20 protein-coding genes are annotated in these 22,222 nt (G+C 43.9%); 8 read left to right on the top strand and 12 right to left on the bottom strand.

Going from position 1 to position 22,222, the window contains the following annotated elements; genetic code table 11:
- Positions 1-6 precede the first annotated feature (6 nt).
- Positions 7-1,419 carry an efflux transporter outer membrane subunit gene (locus FOC32_RS06950; protein WP_005232159.1) on the top strand — a complete coding sequence of 471 codons (1,413 nt, stop codon included), beginning with the start codon at positions 7-9 and terminating at the stop codon, positions 1,417-1,419.
- A gap of 55 nt (positions 1,420-1,474) precedes the next feature.
- Here FOC32_RS06950 and FOC32_RS06945 read toward each other — a convergent pair whose 3' ends face one another.
- Together FOC32_RS06945 and FOC32_RS06940 are read right to left on the bottom strand one after the other, a co-directional pair.
- Positions 1,475-3,289, bottom strand: a complete 1,815-nt coding sequence (locus tag FOC32_RS06945) for a tetratricopeptide repeat protein (protein ID WP_104426618.1) — start codon at positions 3,287-3,289, stop codon at positions 1,475-1,477.
- Positions 3,290-3,393: 104 nt separating this feature from the next.
- Positions 3,394-4,164, bottom strand: a complete 771-nt coding sequence (locus tag FOC32_RS06940; RefSeq protein ID WP_005232164.1) for a ThiF family adenylyltransferase — start codon at positions 4,162-4,164, stop codon at positions 3,394-3,396.
- 198 nt (positions 4,165-4,362) lie between these two features.
- Here FOC32_RS06940 and FOC32_RS06935 point away from each other — a divergent pair, with 198 nt between their 5' ends.
- Complete coding sequence (locus FOC32_RS06935; RefSeq protein WP_005232166.1) at positions 4,363-4,611, top strand: hypothetical protein; 249 nt, start codon at positions 4,363-4,365, stop codon at positions 4,609-4,611.
- A 34-nt stretch (positions 4,612-4,645) separates the two neighbouring features.
- Here FOC32_RS06935 and orn read toward each other — a convergent pair whose 3' ends face one another.
- Positions 4,646-5,200 carry an oligoribonuclease gene (gene orn / locus FOC32_RS06930; protein ID WP_004782074.1) on the bottom strand — a complete coding sequence of 185 codons (555 nt, stop codon included), beginning with the start codon at positions 5,198-5,200 and terminating at the stop codon, positions 4,646-4,648.
- 124 nt (positions 5,201-5,324) lie between these two features.
- Here orn and rsgA point away from each other — a divergent pair, with 124 nt between their 5' ends.
- The 4 genes from rsgA (at position 5,325) to secB (ending at position 7,654) form a co-directional block, all read left to right on the top strand.
- On the top strand, positions 5,325-6,383 hold the full coding sequence (gene rsgA, locus FOC32_RS06925) for a ribosome small subunit-dependent GTPase A (protein WP_005232167.1): 1,059 nt from the start codon (positions 5,325-5,327) through the stop codon (positions 6,381-6,383).
- A gap of 93 nt (positions 6,384-6,476) precedes the next feature.
- The gene (locus FOC32_RS06920; RefSeq protein WP_005232169.1) at positions 6,477-6,884 is read left to right on the top strand and encodes a rhodanese-like domain-containing protein; all 408 of its coding nucleotides are present in this window, start codon (positions 6,477-6,479) and stop codon (positions 6,882-6,884) included.
- Positions 6,885-6,905: 21 nt separating this feature from the next.
- Positions 6,906-7,160 (top strand): glutaredoxin 3, encoded by a 255-nt coding sequence (grxC, locus tag FOC32_RS06915; protein WP_004782071.1) that lies wholly within the window; start codon positions 6,906-6,908, stop codon positions 7,158-7,160.
- 35 nt (positions 7,161-7,195) lie between these two features.
- Positions 7,196-7,654, top strand: a complete 459-nt coding sequence (gene secB / locus FOC32_RS06910; RefSeq protein ID WP_004782070.1) for a protein-export chaperone SecB — start codon at positions 7,196-7,198, stop codon at positions 7,652-7,654.
- Positions 7,655-7,705: 51 nt separating this feature from the next.
- Here secB and FOC32_RS06905 read toward each other — a convergent pair whose 3' ends face one another.
- The 8 genes from FOC32_RS06905 to FOC32_RS06870 form a co-directional block, all read right to left on the bottom strand.
- Positions 7,706-8,104 (bottom strand): cytochrome b562, encoded by a 399-nt coding sequence (locus FOC32_RS06905; protein WP_005232171.1) that lies wholly within the window; start codon positions 8,102-8,104, stop codon positions 7,706-7,708.
- 186 nt (positions 8,105-8,290) lie between these two features.
- A complete protein-coding gene (locus tag FOC32_RS06900) occupies positions 8,291-9,097 on the bottom strand; it encodes an enoyl-ACP reductase FabI (RefSeq protein WP_005232173.1) in 807 nt (268 codons plus the stop codon).
- Positions 9,098-9,225: 128 nt separating this feature from the next.
- Positions 9,226-10,047, bottom strand: a complete 822-nt coding sequence (locus tag FOC32_RS06895; RefSeq protein WP_034169895.1) for a TatD family hydrolase — start codon at positions 10,045-10,047, stop codon at positions 9,226-9,228.
- Positions 10,044-11,006 (bottom strand): RsiV family protein, encoded by a 963-nt coding sequence (locus FOC32_RS06890; RefSeq protein WP_005232176.1) that lies wholly within the window; start codon positions 11,004-11,006, stop codon positions 10,044-10,046. Before FOC32_RS06890 ends, FOC32_RS06895 begins: the two co-directional genes overlap by 4 nt.
- Positions 11,007-11,055: 49 nt before the next feature.
- Positions 11,056-11,883: a hypothetical protein gene (locus FOC32_RS06885; RefSeq protein ID WP_005232178.1), complete on the bottom strand. Its 828-nt coding sequence runs from the start codon at positions 11,881-11,883 to the stop codon at positions 11,056-11,058.
- 95 nt (positions 11,884-11,978) lie between these two features.
- The gene (locus FOC32_RS06880) at positions 11,979-13,571 is read right to left on the bottom strand and encodes a peptide chain release factor 3 (RefSeq protein WP_034703223.1); all 1,593 of its coding nucleotides are present in this window, start codon (positions 13,569-13,571) and stop codon (positions 11,979-11,981) included.
- A gap of 288 nt (positions 13,572-13,859) precedes the next feature.
- The gene (locus FOC32_RS06875; RefSeq protein ID WP_104426626.1) at positions 13,860-15,917 is read right to left on the bottom strand and encodes an EAL domain-containing protein; all 2,058 of its coding nucleotides are present in this window, start codon (positions 15,915-15,917) and stop codon (positions 13,860-13,862) included.
- Positions 15,918-16,344: 427 nt separating this feature from the next.
- The gene (locus FOC32_RS06870) at positions 16,345-18,534 is read right to left on the bottom strand and encodes a carboxy terminal-processing peptidase (RefSeq protein ID WP_005232197.1); all 2,190 of its coding nucleotides are present in this window, start codon (positions 18,532-18,534) and stop codon (positions 16,345-16,347) included.
- Positions 18,535-18,733: 199 nt separating this feature from the next.
- Between FOC32_RS06870 and nagZ the strand changes: the two genes are divergently transcribed.
- Positions 18,734-19,756: a beta-N-acetylhexosaminidase gene (nagZ, locus tag FOC32_RS06865; protein WP_005232199.1), complete on the top strand. Its 1,023-nt coding sequence runs from the start codon at positions 18,734-18,736 to the stop codon at positions 19,754-19,756.
- 123 nt (positions 19,757-19,879) lie between these two features.
- The gene (locus FOC32_RS06860) at positions 19,880-20,743 is read left to right on the top strand and encodes a class I SAM-dependent methyltransferase (RefSeq protein ID WP_005232201.1); all 864 of its coding nucleotides are present in this window, start codon (positions 19,880-19,882) and stop codon (positions 20,741-20,743) included.
- A gap of 29 nt (positions 20,744-20,772) precedes the next feature.
- Here the strand turns inward: FOC32_RS06860 and FOC32_RS06855 are convergent, their stop codons facing one another.
- Positions 20,773-22,110 carry an alpha/beta fold hydrolase gene (locus FOC32_RS06855; protein WP_034169889.1) on the bottom strand — a complete coding sequence of 446 codons (1,338 nt, stop codon included), beginning with the start codon at positions 22,108-22,110 and terminating at the stop codon, positions 20,773-20,775.
- Between the last annotated feature and the right edge of the window lie 112 nt (positions 22,111-22,222).

The following is a 22,222-nucleotide window of genomic DNA, read 5'->3' as shown; positions in this document are numbered from 1 at the left end:
TCTGATATGCATACTCTTACCAAACTTGCCAGTGCCCTGATTCTAGGGAGTTCATTGGTCGGCTGTGCGGCCGTGGTGAAAACGCCGTATGAACAACCTGCTGTACAGGTACCTAATAACTTTCAAAACAGTAAAGCTGTAAGTCAGCAAATTCATGCTGATATTCTCGCAGATCAATGGTGGACTCTATTTAAAGATCCCCAATTAAATAGTCTGGTGAATGACGTACTGGCAGCCAATAGTGATCTGGCCGTGGCCGGGATCAATTTGCAGCAAGCCCGTATTCAAGCCAGACAGACACAAAGCCAGCAAGGTGTACGTATCAGTGATGCTGGTTTAACCACACGTAGAAGCTTTGATCTGGAAGATGGCAGCAGTTCATCCGGTTTTGGGGTTAATTTCCCTGGCTTAAGCTATGAACTGGATCTGTTCGGTAAACTGGCCAATCAGACTGAAGCAGCGCGTTGGGAGGCCCTGGCATCTGAAGAGGACTTACAGGCGACTGCACAAAGTCTGATTGGTACGACTGCTCAACTGTACTGGCAGCTGGGTTATCTAAATGAACGTTATAGCGTGGTTCAACAAAACCTGGCGACTGCACAGCGTACGTATGATCTGGTCAATGTCCAGTATCGTGCCGGTGCAGTGTCTGGTCTCGATCTGACTCAAGCTGAACAGGCCATTCAAAGCCAGCAAGCGACCTTAAGCCAAATTGAACAGCAGCGTGTGGAAACACGTACGGCACTGGCAGTACTCATGAATATGCCTGTGCAACAGCTTTCGATTCAGGAACCTCAACGTTTACCGAATATTGCCTTACCGTCGATTGAAGCTGGCTTGCCTGCTAGCCTTCTCTCCCGCCGTCCTGACTTGAGAGCCACTGAACTGCGTTTGCGTAAAGCCTTGGCCAACAAGGATGCCAACAAGGCCAGTTATTATCCTTCGATCAGCCTGACTGGCAGCCTAAGTACTGGCGTAGGCACCAGTTCATCATTGTCAGATGCACTTAAAAATCCGGTGGCGACCTTAGGCGCAGGACTCAGCCTGCCATTCCTGCAATGGAATGATATGAAACGTGATTTACAGGTGAATGAACTGGAATACGAAAAGGCAATTATCCAGTATCGTCAGACCATGTACGAAGCTTTTGCCGATGTAGAGAATGCCCTGTCTAATCGCACTGAACTCACCAAACAGGTTGCGTTACAACAACGTAATGTTGAACTGGCTGAACGTACAGAACGTTTGACTGAAGTGCGTTATCGTAATGGTGCAGTGGCATTGAAAAATCTGCTGGATGCACAAGAGACTACACGTAATGCCCGTCTGTCTTTGGTGCAAACCCGACAAAGCCAATACAATGCTTATGTGACCCTGATGCAAGCTTTGGGGGGTAGCCCGATCAAGCAACTGCCTTAAGCAATACATTTAACTCAATAAAAAACCGCTGTTAGTCAGCGGCTTTTTTTGAAGTTTACATATGCAGATAAGCATTTACATTGTTGAGCTGTTCAATAGAAGGCTCATGTCCTAACAGACTGCCTTTTTCCAGCCATTGACGGGCAATTGCAATATCACGTTCTACACCAATGCCTTTGGTATATAAGCACCCCAGATGACTATAAGCATCGGCATTCACCTGCGCAGCCGCTTTACGATAGCACTGGATTGCCTGATCCAAATTGGCTTCAATACCAATTCCTTGTTCCAAAGCTTCACCTAAAGCATTTAGTGCGAGACCATTATGCTGGCTCGCAGCCTGTTGCAGATACTTCAGTCCTAAAGCCGTATCTTGCTCCACCTTCTTGCCCTTTAAATGCATCATGCCCAATTCGGCCTGTGCTTGTGCATTTCCCAATTGAGCTGCCTGATGCAGATAACGTTTGGCCTGTTCCTCATTCACTGCAAAGACTGGATAAAAATCACTATAAGCCTGATACAAATACCAGGCAGCCTTACTTGAACCTTTCGCCACCGCCTGATTCAAATATTGAATTGCTTTTTCTCGTGTCGGTAGTGGATATTCAGGCAAGCCATAAAAACGTCCCACTATATAAATCAGATCAGCTTCAGACTGTGCTGCAAGTTGCTCTTGCTGTGCGATTGCCTGAATCATTTGGGTAGCTTTAGTCGTATCTTTGGCTACCCCCACTCCGTTTAAATAGCAGAGTGCCCGACCCATATGACTAAATCGATGACCAGGATCGCTTTGCAAGGCATGTTGATAGAGTTCAAATGCTTTCTCCGGTTCATGTGCGACCAGATAGGATTCAAAATATAGTGCGGCAATCAGACTCAAGGCCTGAGGATGCTGAGTTTGTGCTGCTTCAGACCAGTAACGAAATGCCATGGTTTCATTTTTTTGCACATACCAACCATGAAAATAGGCCAGACCGATCAGAGTTTTGGCCTGTGCATCTTTATGTTCTTTGGACTGCTGTAATAGATGCTGAAACACCCGTTGACGTTGATCAGGATCAATAGTGCCGAGTAACACGCCAGCATAGTAATCATATAAACCACTCTGATCACCAAGATGAATACAGCGTTTAATGAAACTCAAAGCCTGCTGTTGATCTTTGGGCAAGATTTTGCCATTTGCATAGGCTTCGGCAATATCCTGATTGGCCGCCAAGTGATCCTGCTGTGCTGCCAGAAACAGATAATGGATCCCCAAACTTAAATCTTGCGCTGCACCATCTGCCAAATAATATTGGGCTAACTGATACTGTGAATTGGCATGTCCCTGCTCGGCATTTCGAATTAACAGTTGCAGACGTTGCTGTTCTGCAGTGTCATGATCAGATTCGGACAGCTCAGTGATGCGATACTGCGCATCCAGATGACCGCGCGCGACCGCATACCGATACCAGTACAAGGCTTTTTCAGGATTATTTAATTGGTATTGATGACCATCATAGATCTGACCTAAATGATAGGCTGCATCTTCCCCACCTAAACTATAAGCTTTTTCAAGAAAGCTAATCGCTTTTTCCGTGCTCTGCTCACGCCCCTGTCCGTTTAAATGCATCAAGGCCATACCCACATAAGCCTGTGGCAATTCCTGCTGCTGGGCCAGCCCCTGATAAATTTGATAGGCGCGTTCATAATCCGGATAATGTGGATCCGTACTTAGACGGGTTGCATATTTCAATTGAGCATCAATCTGCTCAATCCATAGATCATGATGCACGGCTTTGGCCTGATCACGTTTCACCGGATCAGGACGTTTCCACATCCAGATTGCTAAAGCCCCAATCCCCAAAACCAGCACTAGCAAAAACCACATAGCTGCTCCAAAACCAAAAGATTGTTTTTGTTATATGTATAAAAATTCATTTTAAACTTAGCATAAAAAAAAGCACAAATTGTGTGCTTTTTTTGTTGACTTAATTAGGCTTTCAGTCTTTTGCTATCAAGCTTTTTCAATACTTCCGATACCGCAACCATGGCGAAGCTAGAAGTCACTACCACTGCAGAACCATAACCACCACAGCGCAAGCCTGCGCTTGCACAAACATCTGCACTCGAGAATGGATTATCGATAGAGTAGACGCAAGTGATCCCAAATTTTTCTTTTGGCTTTTTACAGATGCCTTTAGCACGTAATTGCGCACGTAATTTTGCAAGCATTGGATCCTGTTCGGTTCTGGATAAATCGGCTACCCGGATTTTTAACGGATCCAGTTTACCGCCTGCTCCACCGGATACAATCAATGGAATCTTGTTAAAACGGCAATGCAGCATCAAGGCAAACTTTGCTTTGACGTCATCGATACAGTCCAGAATGATGTCAGGATTTCCTGACAGAATTTCTTTCACATTTTCTGGCGTCAGATAATCATCAATCAGATTGATTTTAATTCGAGGATTAATCGAGCGGCAGCGTTCTGCCATGATCTCGATTTTTTCACATCCCAGTGTTGCGGTCATGGCTGGTAACTGACGGTTAATATTCGATGCTGCGACCACATCCATATCGACCAGTGTGAGCTCGCCAATCCCGGTACGTGCCAGTGCTTCGACTGCCCATGAACCAACACCACCAATTCCGATCACCATCACATGACTGTTTTCATAATGATGAAAGCTATCGTCACCATAAATTTTGGCTACACCCGCAAAGCGGCGGTCATACTCATCATCTTGAAGCAGATCAGTCATAGGTCATCAATAGCAAGAAAAACACCAGAGTATTTTAGCAAAATCATGGGCACTTTACTGCCACTAAAATCCAGATACAAAATCAGTCAAAAAAGCCTTCTTGCGCCATCGCTAAAACACGTAAAATCGATCAAATTACAACCATAATAAACTTCACAATATTTCAATTAGGATTACCTTAAAGGGAGTCAGATCAGCATGCTATTTAACGCCCTTTTTGCCCTGATGGTTTTACTGTTCCTGCTCTATCTTTACGGTTTAACCTTTAAAAAGCAGAAAAACTATTATCTTAGTATCATGATCCGTATCCTGACTTTGGGATTATTTGCCTTGATTATTTTGGATCAATATGAAACCCAGACCCATCTTGCTCTGGTGCTTCTGACCTGGGTACTGTTTGAGAGTAGTGAAAACTTTTATCGCAAGAAACTTTCTGCGAGCAAATAAAAAAGAGGCTTTCGCCTCTTTTTCACTGTTCGGATTATTTATTCATAATGAAGAAATATTCACGATAATATTTCAGTTCAGCAATCGAATCACGAATGTCATCCATGGCTAGATGCGAAGCATTTTTCTTCAGGCCACTCATGATTTCAGGACGCCAGCGTTTTGCCAACTCTTTTACTGAAGATACGTCCAGATTACGGTAATGGAAATACTGTTCCAGTTCAGGCATTAAACGGTGCAGAAAGCGACGATCCTGACAGATCGAGTTACCACACATAGGCGATACTTTTGGATTCACCCATTTTTTCAGGAATTCAATGGTTTCACGTTCTGCATCCTGAGCAGTCAATTTACTGCGGCGTACGCGCTCAATCAGGCCAGACTGACCATGCTGGCGAGTATTCCACTCGTCCATCGCATTCAGGATACGGTCAGATTGATGCACAGCTAGCACGGGCCCTTCGGCAAGAATATTTAGGTTATCGTCCGTTACAATCGTGGCAACTTCAATAATCTGGTCATTGTCTGTATCCAGACCTGTCATTTCCAGGTCAATCCAAATCAGGCGGCTATCCGGGGTGCTGCTCATAAATGTGCAATCTTATTAGGCTATAAAACATTTATAGTAGCAAATTTATTACGTCGATGCTGTAACTGACACCCCGCTTCATGCTATTTTTGCCATCTCGCTCCCATGGTTTTTTAGGATTTGAATGGCTTTAATACGTAAACGTCGTTTAACTGAACAACAACAACGTCGTATTCAAAAACAGCATAAAACGCGTCAGGAAGAGATCGATACCTCTCAAGACCTGGAAGGGCTGGTCGTGCAGCATTATGGCCGCCAGCTTGAAGTCCAGGCCTTGTCCGTACCTGAACAGCATCCTGAAAAACCGGTCGTGGCTGAAGGCGAACCTGAGCCCTTCTGGAAGCCGATTGAACTGGGTAGTGTCTGGCGCTGCCATACCCGAACCAACCTGGAATTGCTGGTAACAGGCGACCGAGTCAGATGGCAGGCTGATCCAAATACCGGACTCGGCATTATTACGGCGATTCATCCGCGCACTTCTTTGCTGACCCGTCCTGACCGTTACCACAAGGTTAAACCGGTTGCCGCCAATATTTCCCTGATTGTGATTGTGTTTGCACCATTGCCTGAGCCAGCCCCGGGTTTGATTGACCGTTATCTGGTGGCTTGTGCAGATGCAGAGATTCCAGCACTTTTAGTGCTCAATAAATCAGATTTGCTTAAGGAAAATGATCCGATTCTGGATTTGTTTAAAGAATATAAAGATTTGGGTTATGAAGTCATGCAAACCCAGTCCGATGGCGATCTGACAGAACTGTCCGCTCGTCTGAATGAGGAAACTGTAGCGTTTGTCGGTCAGTCTGGTGTGGGTAAAAGTACGCTGATTAATGCGATCGTTCCGGATGCTGCACAGAAAACCAATGTCATTTCTGAAAACTCAGCACTGGGGCAACATACCACGACCTCCACACGTCTGATTTCCTTTGGTAATGACGCTGCTCTCATCGACTCACCGGGAATCCGTGAATTTGGTCTCTGGCATCTGACCTTGGACAAAGTCCAAAGCGGTTTTCCGGAAATTGAAAACCTGCTCGGTCACTGCCAGTTCCGTAACTGCACACATAAACATGAAAAGCAGTGTGCCTTACGTCAGGCAGCCTCGACAGGGGAAATTTTGCCGCGCCGACTAGACAGCTATTTACGTTTAATTGACGAAATTAACGAAGCGCAGCAAAAAAATTAATTTTCTTAAGGCTTAGCCCTTGAAGCGGTGATTTTGATCACCATATTTATGAGCTATACTCTTGGCAATTTTAAAATTGTAATTAGGTGAATTGTGGAACGTTGGTTCGAGTTTATGGGGAATCACCCCTTCTTGTTTGGAACACTCGCGGTACTCGTGGTTGTATTCTTCATCATCGAAGGTCAACGTAATGGTCGCAAAATCTCTCCGCAATCGCTGGGAATTTTAGTTAAAGCAAAAAATGCCATGCTGATTGATTTACGTGATGCCAAAGACTTCCGTGAAGGTCACATTAGTGGTAGCCGTAACATTCCATATAGCCAAATTACAAAACACGTTGATGAGTTAAAAGCATCTGATCGCCCGTTGGTGTTCATTTGTAATCTTGGGCAAGTTGCAGGTTCTGCGCTTCAACAGGTAGGTCATGCAGATGCCTACCGTCTGGATGGCGGCATTACAAACTGGAAAGCTCAAGGTTTACCTTTGGTGAAAAGCAAATAATCTGCGAACAGGAGATTGATCATGGCTGAAGTTACTATCTATTCGACGACAGTATGTCCGTATTGTATCCGTGCAAAACAGCTCCTTGAGCGCAAAGGTGTTGCATTTAAAGAAATTAATTTATCCAATGAAGCCCCTGAAGTACGTCTTGAATTGATGCAACGCACCAATCATCGTACCGTGCCACAGATTTTTATTAATGAACAATTTATCGGTGGTTTTGATCAACTTTATGCCCTAGAGCGTGAAGGCAAACTAGACGAATTATTGGCTTAATCTACTAAAACCTACCTCATATCAAGGATTAAAGAATGAGTGAAGAACAACAAGCTCAACCACAATTGGCATTAGAGCGTATTTACACTAAAGATATTTCTTTTGAAGTTCCTGGGGCACAAGTTTTTACCAAGCAATGGCAACCTGAGTTAAACATCAACCTTTCTTCTTCTGCAGAAAAAATTGATCCGACTCATTTTGAAGTGGCTTTAAAAGTTGTGGTTCAAGCGACCAATGAAGGTGATACAGCGTTTATCGTTGACGTGACTCAAGCAGGGATTTTCCTGATTGATGGCGTTGAAGAAGAGCGTCTGCCATACATTCTTGGTGCTTACTGCCCGAACATCCTGTTCCCGTTCCTTCGTGAAGCGGTGAATGATATGGTGACTAAAGGCAGCTTCCCGCAATTACTGCTTACACCAATCAACTTCGATGCTGAATTTGAAGCGAACATGCAACGTGCGCAAGCTGCTGCTGTTGAAGGTCAAGCTTAATCACTTGATCTTGAAGTTAAAAAAGGCCGCAATAGCGGTCTTTTTTATGGCTTATTTAAAGGCTTGATGCCCCTGCTTTTTAATCTGATCCATTTTCACTGTGAGAGTTTGGGCTTTGGTTAGCTGATTGGCTGCAACAAATTGTTCAGCTTGTTTAATCTCTTTCAATAAGTCAGTTAACAATCCCTGATAAGCCGTAACTTTCGCATCTTTGGATTTTAGCTTTTGCAGACCTGAGGGTAAATTTTTCTGGCAAACTTCCACAGATTTTTGCATACCTTGCAATGCTGCCCGCGCCTCTTTGCTATCTTTGGCAGATTTGAAATTTTTTAAATGATGGTCAATTTCATGCATATTGTCATGATAGTGATTTTCTTCTGCCATGCTCGACGTGGTGATCCCCACTGTGTCCATCACAAAAATCATGCTGATTAAAAAATTTTTAAACATCCTTATTATCCTGTATTGTTTTTATATTAAACATCTTAGTGGGAAAGTCCTGAAAGATAAATTATTTTGATCCGAATTCTTGTATCCCTTGTCATCAGACTTACATCATTAACAATTAAAGTTAAAAATAAAAACCCCTCAATAATGAGGGGTTTTCTTTGCTGAAAATTGATCTTTTAAAAAGACTTATTCTGCATCCAGCATCAGTTCAGCACTCATGCCTACTGTGTTATAACCCGCATCGACATACATGATTTCACCAGTGATCCCGTTTGCCCATGGTGAGCACAGGAACAAGGCTGCATTACCGACATCTTCAATGGTCACATTGCGTTTTAGTGGAGCCACTTTTTCATTCAAATCCAGCATTTTACGGAATGATTTAATGCCAGACGCCGCCAATGTACGGATTGGACCTGCTGAGATCGCATTCACACGGATACCTTCTGCACCCAGGCTAGATGCCAGGTAACGTACACCTGCTTCTAAAGAGGCCTTCGCCAGACCCATCACGTTGTAGTTTGGCATCACACGCTCAGAACCTTGATAAGTCAGCGTTAACAGGCAGCCTTGACGTACAGCCAGTAATGGCTTCGCAGCACGTGCCATCGCGATAAAGCTGTACGCACTGATGTCATGGGCAATCTTGAAACCTTCACGGTCGGTTACATCAGTAAAGTCACCATCTAGGGTATGTGCTGGCGCAAAACCGATTGAATGTACGACGCCATCCAGACCATCCCAGTGTTTTGCCAGTTCTGCAAATGCATTGTCAATTTCTGCATCTACTGCCACATCACAAGGAAAAACCAATTCAGAACCGAATTGTGCAGCAAAATCATCTACACGTTTTTTCAGCTTTTCATTTGGATAAGTAAAAGCGAGTTCTGCACCTTCACGATGTAATGCCTGAGCAATACCAAAAGCAATTGATAATTTACTTGCAATACCTGCGATCAAGAAGCGCTTACCCGCCAATAGTCCTTGTGCCATGTGAATCTCACTCAAAATAATTTATATGCATGATGCCAAGTCTAAAGCATTTTAGAAATTGCATAATGCGCCTTTTTTCACTGGATCATAAATTGGAATCCAGTTTCCGACCGATGTAGGGTTTTATCTTAAATCGCCAGATGTAAAGCCTGATGGGTATTTTTCCAGAGCTGCTGTGCTAGTTCATCTTGATCCATGTGCAGACTCTTGGCCAGGCCTTGCAGGACATAAGGCAGATTGGCAGGCGTATTGCGAGTTCGCTGCTCAGTAGAATGCTGGCAACATAAAGGCGTCATGTCCGGACAATCGGTTTCAAGCACCAGATATTCCGGCCCTACCTGTTGTACCACCTGATGCAGTTTTTTAGCATTCGGATTGGTGATTTGTCCTGTTATTCCAAGCTTGAAGCCCAGCTTGATAAAGGCTTTGGCTTCTTCAATCCCGCCACCAAAGGCATGGGCAATACCGCCCTGTTTAAACTGATGCTGTTTTAGAATCTGTAAAACATCGGCATGAGATTTACGGATATGCAGTAACACAGGTTTATCAAACTGCTGCGCCAGTTCCAGCTGTGCAGCAAAAAAATCTTTCTGTTTCTGAAAAAGTTCCGGCTGTTTATGCCGTTTATCGAAAGTATCCAGACCAATTTCACCAATGGCAATACAAGGCTCTGTGCTTAATAACTGCTCCAGATCCTGTAAATGCTCAGGTTGATGCTGCTCAATATAAAATGGATGCAGGCCGGGTGCCAGATGACTTTGAGGCGCATTGTCTAACTGATTAATAAAATGATGCGTCTGCAATAAATCCTTAAACCGGCTCTGTAAAAAACCAATTAAGACCAGATGCTCCACCCCTGCTGCTTTGGATGCATAAGCCAGCTGTTCCCGATCATGATCGAAATCGGGAACATCAAAATGGGTATGGGTATCAAATAACGAAACCATCAGCGTGCTTTGGCAGGAGTTGCAGGCTCGGCTTCTGAAGCAGCGTTCTCTGTTTGAGGCAGATATTCAGGTTTCAGAATGCCATTCAGCTGTTCATAAGGAATGACCAGACGTGGCAAACCCACCACATAAGGACCAATCTCATATTCGGCATATTGCAGCGCCAGTCCCTGTTTAGACAGGTAAAAATTATCTGTCAGCTTAAATTTCCAGGCCTGTTCATATTCAGCTACATCATTGGCCAGTTTGGATTCCATCACCCAGATTTTAAAAGCCTCATAAGCTTTGGCTTCGAGCTGAGCCTTTTGTTTAGGCAGAATGATATCATCCAGCTTAATCAGCTTTTTCTGCTCAAGATCAAAATTGTAGTAGGTTTGAGCAGAAGCGCCATGCGCACCACCGAGATAATGGGTACTGTTTAAGACCACAGTCGCGAGTGGATCACCAGATTGTAGAATTCTCGGTTTGATCATCAAGCTGATACTATGGCTGGCACTGAGTGCTTTCAACTCCTTATCCAGATTCAGGAAAGTCTGCATATGCGGCTGAATCTGCTGTTCAAGCTGCTGTTTTGGAGTTTTGACATTGGCTAATGCAGTTTTTGGTTCGGAAGCAGCGGCTTCAGCTTCACTTGCTGCAGATGCTTTCGCCGGTTCAATCGCATCAATAGACAAAATGCCCTGTAGCTGCTGCAGAATCTGCTGATCTATCCATTCATCGATAAATGGCTGATTGCTTTTCAATCTCTCGATAGAAATCTCAGGACAGTTTTTTCCTTCACATTCAGGCAAGGCCAGTTTCAGCTTCTCAGTATCACCACTCAGCTTCAGCACTTCAGGCTGAGCCTGTACCACTTCAGGCGCAGCAGGCTCTTTCGGCTCTTTTTCCTTAGGCTGGCAGGCACTCAGCAAAACCGCTGATGCCAATACTGACAGACATAAAACATTCTTATAATTTGACATGCATTAACCTTTGTTCAACATCATTATTTATCCTTGCAGGACCTACCTGTTAGAACATATTCTGATAAATATCCACTTTCAAGACTTGTTGTGTTTGTTCTTTGGTTAAATAGATGTCCAGTTGTTTGGCATCTTTGCTAATTTCCTGACTACGATAATGTAAGCCAATTCCTTCCTGATCGAAGAACCAGTCCGCCTGCCCCCAGTACAGTTTTTTTGGTGCTTTCTGCTGGACTTCTGCATTATTGTCCTTTAACCATTTTTGGTAAGCCTGCTGCACAATCTGATCCATCTGCAATTGCTGCTCAGGATTGATAATATCTAGCGGACTGAGTATTTTTTGCTGCACACGGTCAGCCACAAAGAAATAATAGCGTTCATTGACGCGGATATTTTCCTGAGTGCTGTCTACCCCAATTTGCATTAACACAAATTGATTGCGCTGATAAGGAATACGGGTATACAGCGATAACTCATAGGCTTTATTCAGTTTGAGCTGGGCTTGCCAGGCATCTGATTTTTTTACATACGCATTAACCGCCTGCTGCAGACTCATATCCTGCTTTAGGCCAATCTGATCCTGAATGACTTTTGCTTGCTGCTTTTCAATAGACTGGTTTAGCCAGGAATCAGCTGTCTTTAAGGTTTGAATATCCAGATTAATACAGTTTTTAGTTTCACAAAATGGCAAAGCAATATCGGCCGATTTCTCCTGGATATTCAGATAAGGCAAAACTTTGGCTTTTTCTTCAGGGGTGACTGCTGCAGATTTTTTCTGTTCCGTCACTGGCTGTTCTTTTTCATTTTTATCACATGCACCAAGTAACAAACTGCAGCCAATGACTGAACCGAGCAGGATTTCCTTACTAAACTTCATGATTTTTTAGAGATATAAGTAATGAGTCGTCTAAATGTAGCACAAAATAAAACAGCTTCCGGAGAAGCTGTTTAACATTTTCCAAGCCTGAAGGCTTAGTGTTCGCGTGTGTTACGGAATACGATATCCGGATAACGTTCCTGCATCAGCTGTAAGTTCACTCGGCTTGGTGCAAGATAAGTCAAATGACCACCACCATCAACAGATAACTGGTCATGGGCTTTTTTCTTGAATTCATTAAATTTCTTCTCATCTTCGCAAGATACCCAACGTACTGTATTGATGCTCACCGGCTCATAAATACAGTCCACCTTGTACTCTTCTTTCAGACGATACGCCACCACTTCGAACTGCAGCACACCCACAGCACCAACAATCAGGTCATTGCTGTTTTGTGGCATGAAGACCTGAGTTGCACCTTCTTCAGACAGCTCTTTCAGACCTTTTTGCAGCTGTTTTGACTTCAACGGATCTTTCAGACGGACACGGCGGAACATTTCCGGTGCAAAGTGCGGAATACCGGTAAATTGCAGTTTTTCACCTGAAGTGAAAGTATCACCGATCTGGATGGTACCGTGGTTATGCAGACCGATAATATCACCCGGCCATGCTTCTTCCAGATGCTGACGGTCACCAGCCAGGAAGGTCAAGGCATCGCTAATGCGGATATCTTTATCGATACGCACATGCTTCATTTTCATGCCTTTTTCATACTTACCTGAACAGATTCGCATGAAAGCGATACGGTCACGGTGTTTCGGGTCCATATTGGCCTGAATCTTGAAGATAAAGCCTGTAAAACCTTCTTCATCTGCCTCTACTTTACGGTCTTGAGTTGGATGCGCTTTGGGAGGCGGTGCATATTCGCTAAATGTATCCAGAACATGGTCGACACCGAAGTTACCTAAAGCTGTACCGAACAGCACTGGAGTTTGACGGCCTGCCAGGAATTCTTCACGATCTAATGGCTCATTGGCCATTTGTACCAGTTCCAATGATTCTTCAAATGCCGCCCAAGCCAGCTCACCGACTTTTTCACGTAAATCAGCATGGTCATAGCCATCACGAACTTCGATATCAGTAATCACTGAACCAAAACCGGCTTTATAGACATAGAACTTTTCTTCGAGCAGATTATAGACACCAGCGAAGTCACGTCCTGTACCGAGTGGCCAGGTAATCGGGACACATTTAATTTTCAGGACATTTTCGATCTCATCCAGCAGCTCTAAAGGCTCACGGATTTCACGGTCCATTTTGTTGACGAAAGAAATGATAGGAGTGTCACGCATACGACACACTTCCATCAATTTGATGGTACGTTCCTCGACACCTTTTGCACCGTCAATCACCATCAGCGCTGAGTCTACCGCAGTGAGGGTACGGTAAGTATCTTCCGAGAAATCTTCATGCCCCGGGGTATCCAGCAGGTTAATCATCTTGTCCTTGAACGGGAACTGCATGACGGACGTGGTGATCGAAATCCCACGCTCTTTTTCCATTTCCATCCAGTCAGAAGTGGCTGCACGATCCGATTTACGGCTTTTCACCATACCTGCAACCTGAATGGCCTGACCCCATAACAGCAGTTTTTCTGTCATGGTGGTTTTACCGGCATCGGGGTGGGAAATAATGGCGAATGTACGTCGCTGAGCGACCTGCGCCGCTAACTCATCTTTAAAACTCATGGAAAATACCTACTGCAGAACCGCAGTGCTCAAGATCAAATACGATCAATATGAAAAAATTGACGATATTGTAGCAGATTTCTAGAGCCAATAAGCAGCCCTATAAACTGGAGAAATCGTAGTTTCCCATTCTCTTTTCCGGTTGAACTGATATTTTTTTGACTCGTTTATTTAGCAGATTGAATTCACTACTCAATCTAAAAATTATAAATCGATAACCACATAAATTTTATAATTTACAATTGATTAGTTTAATAAAAAAAAATTCTAAATAGTGATTTAATGAATTTAAGAAACAAAGGTCCTAGCTTCAAGTTGCTCAACATCCATCGGTTTACCCAGCAGATAGCCCTGCATCTGCTGACAGCCCAAACGGGTCAAAATTTCCGCTTGCTGCACAGTTTCAATTCCTTCAGCCGTTACTTTCAGGCCGAGTTTAATGGCCAGCTGAATAATACTTTCCAGAATCATTTCTTCCTTGGAACCTGCACTCAGACCCTGAATAAATTCCTTGTCAATTTTTAACTCATCGACAGGCAGGTTTTTTAAATACAGAAAGCTGGAATGCCCAGTACCAAAATCATCAATCGCTAGCTGGATGCCCATTTGACGCAACTGCTGCAAAGCCCGGATACTCGAATCAATATGATGCATGGCAGTCGATTCAGTAATCTCAATCATCAAATGTTGAGGATCAATTTTATATTGATTCAGAAGTTGCTCCAGCGTACTGATCAGATGCTTATGCTCAAACTGAATTGCAGATAAATTGACTCCGATCGGGAAAAAATCAGCATGATCAGCTTCCCAAAGCTGAATCTGTTTACAGGCCTGCTCCAAAGCCCAGTAGCCCATCGGAATAATCAGACCGGTTTTTTCTGCTCCGGGAATAAACATGTTCGGACCCAACAAACCATGCAATGGGTGCTTCCAGCGGATTAGCGCTTCTACACCACAGATCTGCTCATCATGGGTAAATTTTGGCTGATAAACCAAGATAAATTGCTGCTCTTCTACTGCTTTATACAGATCATTGATCAGTTTGCTCTGGCTTTTGCTTTCATGCTGATCGGTCGAGAAATTAAAAACAGAATAGGTATTCCGTCCCTGATACTTGGAAGTCAACATGGCAGCATCTGCATTGATCAGCAGATCCTGCAGATTCTGACCATGCTTCGGATACATGGTGATCCCGATACTGCCCGAGATATTAATGGTCTTGCCACTGATCTGGAAACTTTCCTGAATCAGTTCCAGAATCTTTTCTGATATTTTCGAGGCCTGTTCTACTGAAGTATTTTCTAGCACCAGCAGAAATTCATCACCACCGATGCACAGCAGTTTGGAATCATCTCCCAGAATTTGATGAATACGATAAGCCAGCTGAATCAGTAGCTGGTCTCCAACGTGATGGCCAAATACATCATTCACGGCTTTAAAGCGATCTAGGTCAATGTATAGAAAAGCGATTTCATGCTGGGCATCTTGCTGCCGGTCAGAAAATAGCAATTGTGCATATTTGACCAGATATAATCGGTTTGGCAGTTTGGTGAGATTATCCTGAATCGCCTGATTCGCCAGCTCTTTATTGGCCAGCATCAGCTGACGGTTACGTGATTCAAAGCGTAACTCCAGCATGGCTACACCAAATGCAGTCACCAGTACCAGACAACTAATCAGGATGACTGAAAATAACAAGTCATAATGGGAATGACTGATCTGGCTCAATGGATGGGCATCTTCATAAAAACTGAGTGCCGCCATACCCGTATAATGCATCCCGACAATGGTCAACGTAAGCATACTCGCGACCACGAGCTTCATCCGGATCGTACTTTGTACTGCCTGTCGATATTTGAATGCCACCCAGAAGCTGAGTCCCGCTCCACTCGTTGCAATCAGGATCGAACAGATCATTAATAAAGGGTGATAGGTAGTCACATGATTTTTAACATTCAGGCCCAGCATCCCCACATAGTACATTCCTGACATGCCTAGCCCCATCAGAACAGCACCTAGAATCAGACGGGCACAAGGCAAGGTTTTACGGGTGGTGAGCCAGATGGCAAAGGTTGCTCCTACAAACCCAATCATATAAGAACTTAAGGTGAGTGCAGTATCGATATCATAAGCATCAGGAAAATGAGCTGCCGTCATGCCGACATAATGCATTCCCCAGATCGCCAGTCCCAGCAAGCCACCGCTAAACAGTAAAATAAGGGTTTTCAACCTTAGCGACACATTACGAAATAGAATCTGCTCAAGCGTAAGCGTCAAATAGCAGGCAATAAATGCCACAGCCATCGATCCAATAAGCAGACTGACATCATGATGAGCATGAATCATATAAAATGTTCCATCTGGGCGATCATTTTTATTTTATTGCGCAGCTGTATTCGCACGATTCCCCGCTAAATTTACGCCCTATAAAAAATAAAATACTCTTTTCAGAGTTCATCCCGGCTGCTTCAAACTTGAAGCTATATACAAAATTTATTGCAATATTTTTATCTCTTCAGTAGCTGGAGTGGAGTTTAAAATTGCCCTGAATCGATAAAATAAAAAATTCAGCTTATATATTAGAAGTCTTTGAGATTTTATCAATTGATTAACTTTAATATTCCAGCTTTTTTATTCGACATAAATCACAAATTTTTCTTTTTTATTTAGTTACATAGCACTTTATATTTAATTGATATTGCATTTTATTTGCACAAAAAAACAGCCTATCGAGATAGGCTGTTTTTAGAAATCATATTATTTTATGTGAAAGTTACTGTTTAGACTGTGCTTGAGCATAGTCAGCCAAGACATGCGCGGCTTCCAGTACAAAAGCTTCTTCTTCCGGTAATGCTGGACGCTCTTTGGCTTTCATTTTTGCTCGAGCTTCAACCATGGCATCCAGAGAAGCCTGATAACTTTCCCAGTTCGGATAAGGTTTCAGGCCGGTTGCAGCACGGCGGGCATTTTCAGCTTCTAAAGCTTTACGCTCGATATCCAGCAACTCAGCTTTACGCTGTTCCAGATCCAGAACTACACGTTTTTGGTCTTCGACTTTTTTCATGGCCGCTGTACGCTGTTCCAGATACTTGAATTGAGGGTTCTGAGCGACACGCTGTTGAGATAACTTGGCCAGTTCCGGTACATATTTCTGTACCACACCTTCACGTTTAAATGGTGCAGTTGGAATCGTATCCCACTCTAGGGCATTTTTAGCCTTACGTTCACCAAATTCTTCGTTATAGATATCGACCAGTTTGATATCCGGAATCACGCCCTTATTTTGGGTACTACCACCGGTCACACGGTAGAATTTACGCTGAGTCAGCGTTGCTTGACCATGCGCCAAGCTATCCAGCTGAACCTGTGCAGTTCCTTTACCTGTTGTGGTACTACCAATCACGATGCCGCGTTCATAATCCTGAATTGCTGCTGAATAAATTTCACTTGCAGATGCAGAAGCCAGGTTCACCATTACTGCCAATGGGCCAGCATAGGTTTGTGCGCCGCCATCATCATCTTCAAAGACGCTGACATTACCGTTACCATCACGAATCTGAACTACAGGACCCGATTTGATGACCTGTCCCAGCATGCGTGCCACTTCTTCAAGTGAACCACCCGGGTTATTGCGTAAGTCCACAATAATACCGGCAACATTCTTCGCAGCCAGTTCTTTCAAAGCTTTATTGGTATCTTCTGATACTGAACGATAGTCGGTACCCGCACGACGGGCACGATAGTTCAGATAGAAAGATGGAATTTCAATCACACCGTACTGATATTTTTTACCATCACGCTGGATTTCAACGGTACGGGTTCTAACCCCGGCATCTTCTTCCTGAATCACATCACGTACAAGACTGACATTACGCGCCTGTCCCATGGTCGCACCCGGGCCTAATAACTTCAGCGTTACTTTGGTGCCGCGCTTACCACGAATCAGGCCAACAATTTCATTGCTCGGCCAGCCGATTACATCGACCATCTGTTCGCCGTCTTGAGCAACGCCAACAATACGGTCACCTGATTTTACCTGTCCTGATTTGCTGGCAGGCCCACCTTCTACAATGGTTTCAATCTTGGTGTAATCTTCATTACCACGTTCCGGACGAATCGACACCCCAATCCCTTCCAGCTGCAATGTAGTCTGACGGTTCAGCTCCATCGCATCTACAGGCGGGAAATAATTACTGTGCGGATCATAAGTCAGCATCATCGCGTTGAGGGTTTTGTCCAGTACATCATCGCTCTTGATCCGGCTAAGACGTTCTAACTGACGGGTATAACGCTTAGTCAGAGTTTGAGCAGGTGTTAAATCTTCCGGCCCAGTCAGATCCTGGCCATTTGCCAGTTCTGGATTGGCTTTGAGTGCATTCTGCTTAGCTTGCTCTTCTTCCTTACTGATCGTCAGGTTAATCAGCTGAGAAAGCAGCATTTTTGACCAGTGAGCACGTTGTTCAGCCTGAGTTTTAAAGAATGGCGCTTTTTCGCGATCCGTTTCGATATATACATTCTTCTGATTCAGGTTTTGCGGTTTTTTCAGTTCTTCCAGCATAAAGGTATAGAACTGGGCTAAACGCTCACGATACTGTGCATGAATTTCATAAGGGCCAGACAAATTACCAGCTTTCAGATTGGCACCGAAAGTAGCGCCATAGCGTTTTTTATAATCTTCTATTTCAGATGCCAGAAAAAGACTGTGATCTGCATCCAGACTGTCAATATAAAAATCAAAGATACGCTGTGAAGTCTGAGCATCCAGACGCATATTCAAATAATGTTGGCGATCAACGAGAGTTGCCAGTTGTCGGGATACCAATGCCTGTTCTTGAGAAGGTTGAAGCACTGCTTTGCTGACTACTTCTTTACCATCAGCTGCAATTGCATCATTCACCACATGGGTAAAAAATAATCCGCCTGTCGCAATCGCAACTGCACAAGCTATTGTTTGAAATTTCATAAATAATTCGTACTTCCTTGGCCTCAAGACCAATTTGACCGTGTTGCTTTTCGAGCAGAACTTAAAGTATTCAGCATCTTAAACAACTTAATATGTTTATGTCGTGTAGTTTTATCATATTCTGTGCTGACAAAGTGTAGCAAATCATTGCAGAATTCAGGTATTGTTTTCCCCGAAAATTCTAAAATGGATTCCGCATATGATTGGCGCATTGATGCTCGACATCGCAGGCACTACCCTTACTCAAGAAGATATTGAACTCTTGGGTGCACCACAAGTCGGTGGTGTGATTTTATTCGGTCGCAATATTGAATCTCCTGCCCAAGTCCGTGCCTTGACTGATCATATGCGCCAGGTTCGTCCAGATATTCTGATTGCAGTGGATCAGGAAGGTGGCCGTGTACAGCGCCTGAAACAGGGCTTTACCCTGCTGCCTGCTACGGGTAAATTTGGTGAGCTTTACCAGACTGATCGTGAAAAAGCACTGGAACTGGCCGAGAAATGTGGCTGGTTAATGGCCACCGAAGTACTGGCTGTCGGAATTGACTTTAGTTTTGCGCCTGTGCTGGATCTGAATTATATTAGTGATGTGATTGGCGACCGTAGCTTTGCTAAAAATATTCAGGATATTATTCCACTGGCTGGTGCTTTCCTGAAAGGTATGAAACGTGCTGGTATGGCTTCGACTGGCAAACATTTCCCGGGACATGGTTCGGTTAAGGCCGATTCGCATGTGGCCGCTGCCATTGATATGCGCAGCTATGAAGAAATCCAGCAAAAGGATATGCAGACTTTTATCCAGTTACAATCACAACTCGATGCGCTTATGCCTGCCCATGTTATCTATAGTCAGGTTGATCCAAATCCAGCCGGTTTCTCAGAATTCTGGATTCAGAAAGTGTTACGTCAAGAACTTGGCTTCGACGGCGTACTGTTCTCGGATGATTTAAGCATGCAGGCTGCCTGTGTGGCTGGCGGTGCTGATGCCCGGATTCAGGCGGCATTAAAAGCAGGTTGTGATATGGGATTGGTCTGTAATGATCGCGCAGCACAGTGTATTGCACTTGAGGGCATTCAGGATCTGCTATTGCCCAATCAGCACCGCCTGGAACGCATGCGCGGAAAAATTCCAGAGATTCGGATCGGCACTGAACTGGATCTTGGAGATGAATGGCGCCAGATCCGTGATGAAATCAGCCAGTTTAAAGATCAGGTTCTGTAATTTTTTAATGATCTGAATACGACAAAGGAACACGACAAGGTGTTCCTTTTTTATTATCATGTTGAAAAGACTGCTATATTAATGAGCAGCATTGAATTAAAACAACAATAAGGTCAGGACGACATGACAGAATCTCTTTCACAACATCGCCATATTTCTTTTACTGCACACTATACTGGCTATATCTGGTACAAAATGGGGATTTCACATCCGGTATTTGCTACCTCTAAAGGTAAATTCCTTGCCAAACTGGTTCATCCACTGGAGTCATGGGCTGAACGTCATGTAGGCGGCAGTATGCGCACCACCCTGAAACAGCGTCATCAAATGATTGACGAACACCTAGGTCAGTTAATTAGTGAATATCCTCAATTACAGGTACTGGAAATTGCCAGTGGCTTATCCCCACGCAGCTGGAATTTTAGACAGAAATTTCCCGGGATTAATTATCGGGAGCTGGATCTGCCCGATATGGCTAGGATCAAAACCAATGCTTTGCAGCAGATTGATCAGGATGCCCCGGAAGTATTGAGTGCCGATATTTTTAGTGCAGAACTGGCGAATATTTTTAAAGTCTTTGACCCGCAGCAACCTCTCGTTATTATTAGTGAAGGCCTGATCAATTACTTTGATCAAAAAATGCTGTTTACTTTACTCAAAGGCATTACCGAATATGGTCAAGACTTTAGTGAAGTGCATTATCTCAGTGATATTTATCCTGAACCGGTCAAAAATAAACTGGCGAGCTTTATCTGGGCCTGCAGCCGTCTGCTGAAATTCATGTCACGCAGTGCGTTTACCTTTCATTTTAAATCACCTCAAGAACTACAGCAGTTTTTTCAGCAAGCTGGGTTTATGCAGGTGGAGGTCGAACAACCAAAACGTTATTTTGCAGAGCCTCGACAGCAGAATCCTCATTATGAACAGGATGAACATCTAGGCGATTTGGTCTGGATGATTCATGCAGTGAAAAAAAACAGCGTTTAATTACGCTGTTTTTTTATGAATTCTATTGTTTAGATGACTGCATCGAATACTTCAGCCTGTTGAAGGGCTTTCTCTTTCTGGACAAAGCGTAGTAAACGCTCTGCCACATCAAAACTGCCATGCTTGAACAAAGCACGTAACTGAGTATCATCATGTTCGAAGATCAAACATTCGATCTTGAATTCGCCTTCTTCATCTTCCAGATACAAAGCCAGATCACGTGGATATGCGGCTGCCAGATCGGTTAATCCAGGTTCCAATTCCAGCAATACCCCAAAGAAATTCATATCAATAATTTCTGCCTTGAGTACCAGATCAGAATGACGATGACTTAAATAACGCTGTGGATCCTGAACCGTAATCCGCTCTTCACCGCGCCGTTCGATCTGCTGCATCTGTTCACGGGTGAACGGGATAATACCTTCGAGCTGATCAACCGGTTCATCACGCAAGAAAGTTGCAAACAAATGCATGGTTTCTTTACGGCGCTGTAACTGAGGCACATGATCTGCAGAAGCAATCTGCACATACTGCATGTTTGGACATTGCAGGGCAAAATTGGCATTCTCATGTGGCAAGGTAAAGCTGTCATATTGCCCACAAGCCACCAAAACTTTGCATTGAGGAATCGGTACATTGGTCAGTCTTAAAAGACGGTTACAGTTGATATCATAGCGGTCCTGCTCAGTGGCAGTAAACTCGGACATCTGCTTAAAGAACAACCGTTTTGCTGTTGGCGACATACGGGTTTCTTTTAAACGTGCATGATTGACCAGATACAGAATCACCGCTTGGCCGAATTCATCCATGCGCTGTTCTTTCATTAAATGCAGAGATTCTTCCAGCAGCATGCGCCAGCTTTTACGGGTCTTTTGCATCACACCCATTAAAATCATACGGTCTACCAGTTCAGGGCGCTGATCCGCCAGACAGGAAGCCACCACTGAACCCAGAGACATTCCCAGAATAGCCACCTTAGGCAATTGCATCTGATCCAGCCATTGGCCTAGCATCGCGGCCAGATCTTCGAGTTCAAGTGTTCCTGCAGATAAGCCGGTATCAACGTTAGTAATTTGCTGGTTGGCCCCCATGGAAGGTAAATCAATTAAAATAATAGGTCCCGCATCAAATAACTGTTCTACACAATATTTGTAAGAATTAAAGTTCTGAAAAGCTCCCCCAATAATCACCATTGGGCGCATATGCAAAGTATCAGGACGCGCAATGGCCATATACTCGATTTTCCAGCCATCGATCCATGTCGTACGTGCTGGTTGCTTGAAACTGTGCTTATCATAAAGATCAAAAAAACCATAATGGCTATGTTGGTCCAATGCCTGGGCATCCATCTGGATAATGGAATTCATATTCCTTTCCTCCGTCCTTGCCTTATTTTTATTGTGCAAGTCATTATTTACAGATCTTATGCTTCAGGATTATTCCGATTATCCTGAACACGCATCCTGCGCTGTAGTAATT

Origin of the sequence: Acinetobacter sp. FDAARGOS_724, from assembly GCF_013364475.1 — a bacterium.
GTDB classification, from domain to species: Bacteria; Pseudomonadota; Gammaproteobacteria; order Pseudomonadales; family Moraxellaceae; genus Acinetobacter; species Acinetobacter variabilis.
The sequence above is the reverse complement of the archived record's forward strand: the minus strand, read 5'-3'. Positions and strand labels throughout refer to the sequence as shown.

Excerpts from the sequence above, each read along its gene's own strand:
- FOC32_RS06890 (WP_005232176.1), bottom strand. The coding sequence starts at position 11,006 with ATGTCAAATTATAAGAATGTTTTATGTCTGTCAGTATTGGCATCAGCG.
- FOC32_RS06875 (WP_104426626.1), bottom strand. The coding sequence starts at position 15,917 with ATGATTCATGCTCATCATGATGTCAGTCTGCTTATTGGATCGATGGCT.
- FOC32_RS06935 (WP_005232166.1), top strand. The coding sequence starts at position 4,363 with ATGCTATTTAACGCCCTTTTTGCCCTGATGGTTTTACTGTTCCTGCTC.
- nagZ (WP_005232199.1), top strand. The coding sequence starts at position 18,734 with ATGATTGGCGCATTGATGCTCGACATCGCAGGCACTACCCTTACTCAA.
- FOC32_RS06870 (WP_005232197.1), bottom strand. The coding sequence starts at position 18,534 with ATGAAATTTCAAACAATAGCTTGTGCAGTTGCGATTGCGACAGGCGGA.
- FOC32_RS06950 (WP_005232159.1), top strand. The coding sequence starts at position 7 with ATGCATACTCTTACCAAACTTGCCAGTGCCCTGATTCTAGGGAGTTCA.
- secB (WP_004782070.1), top strand. The coding sequence starts at position 7,196 with ATGAGTGAAGAACAACAAGCTCAACCACAATTGGCATTAGAGCGTATT.
- rsgA (WP_005232167.1), top strand. The coding sequence starts at position 5,325 with ATGGCTTTAATACGTAAACGTCGTTTAACTGAACAACAACAACGTCGT.
- FOC32_RS06900 (WP_005232173.1), bottom strand. The coding sequence starts at position 9,097 with ATGGCACAAGGACTATTGGCGGGTAAGCGCTTCTTGATCGCAGGTATT.
- FOC32_RS06905 (WP_005232171.1), bottom strand. The coding sequence starts at position 8,104 with ATGTTTAAAAATTTTTTAATCAGCATGATTTTTGTGATGGACACAGTG.
- FOC32_RS06860 (WP_005232201.1), top strand. The coding sequence starts at position 19,880 with ATGACAGAATCTCTTTCACAACATCGCCATATTTCTTTTACTGCACAC.
- FOC32_RS06945 (WP_104426618.1), bottom strand. The coding sequence starts at position 3,289 with ATGTGGTTTTTGCTAGTGCTGGTTTTGGGGATTGGGGCTTTAGCAATC.
- FOC32_RS06885 (WP_005232178.1), bottom strand. The coding sequence starts at position 11,883 with ATGAAGTTTAGTAAGGAAATCCTGCTCGGTTCAGTCATTGGCTGCAGT.
- grxC (WP_004782071.1), top strand. The coding sequence starts at position 6,906 with ATGGCTGAAGTTACTATCTATTCGACGACAGTATGTCCGTATTGTATC.
- FOC32_RS06940 (WP_005232164.1), bottom strand. The coding sequence starts at position 4,164 with ATGACTGATCTGCTTCAAGATGATGAGTATGACCGCCGCTTTGCGGGT.
- orn (WP_004782074.1), bottom strand. The coding sequence starts at position 5,200 with ATGAGCAGCACCCCGGATAGCCGCCTGATTTGGATTGACCTGGAAATG.
- FOC32_RS06855 (WP_034169889.1), bottom strand. The coding sequence starts at position 22,110 with ATGAATTCCATTATCCAGATGGATGCCCAGGCATTGGACCAACATAGC.
- FOC32_RS06880 (WP_034703223.1), bottom strand. The coding sequence starts at position 13,571 with ATGAGTTTTAAAGATGAGTTAGCGGCGCAGGTCGCTCAGCGACGTACA.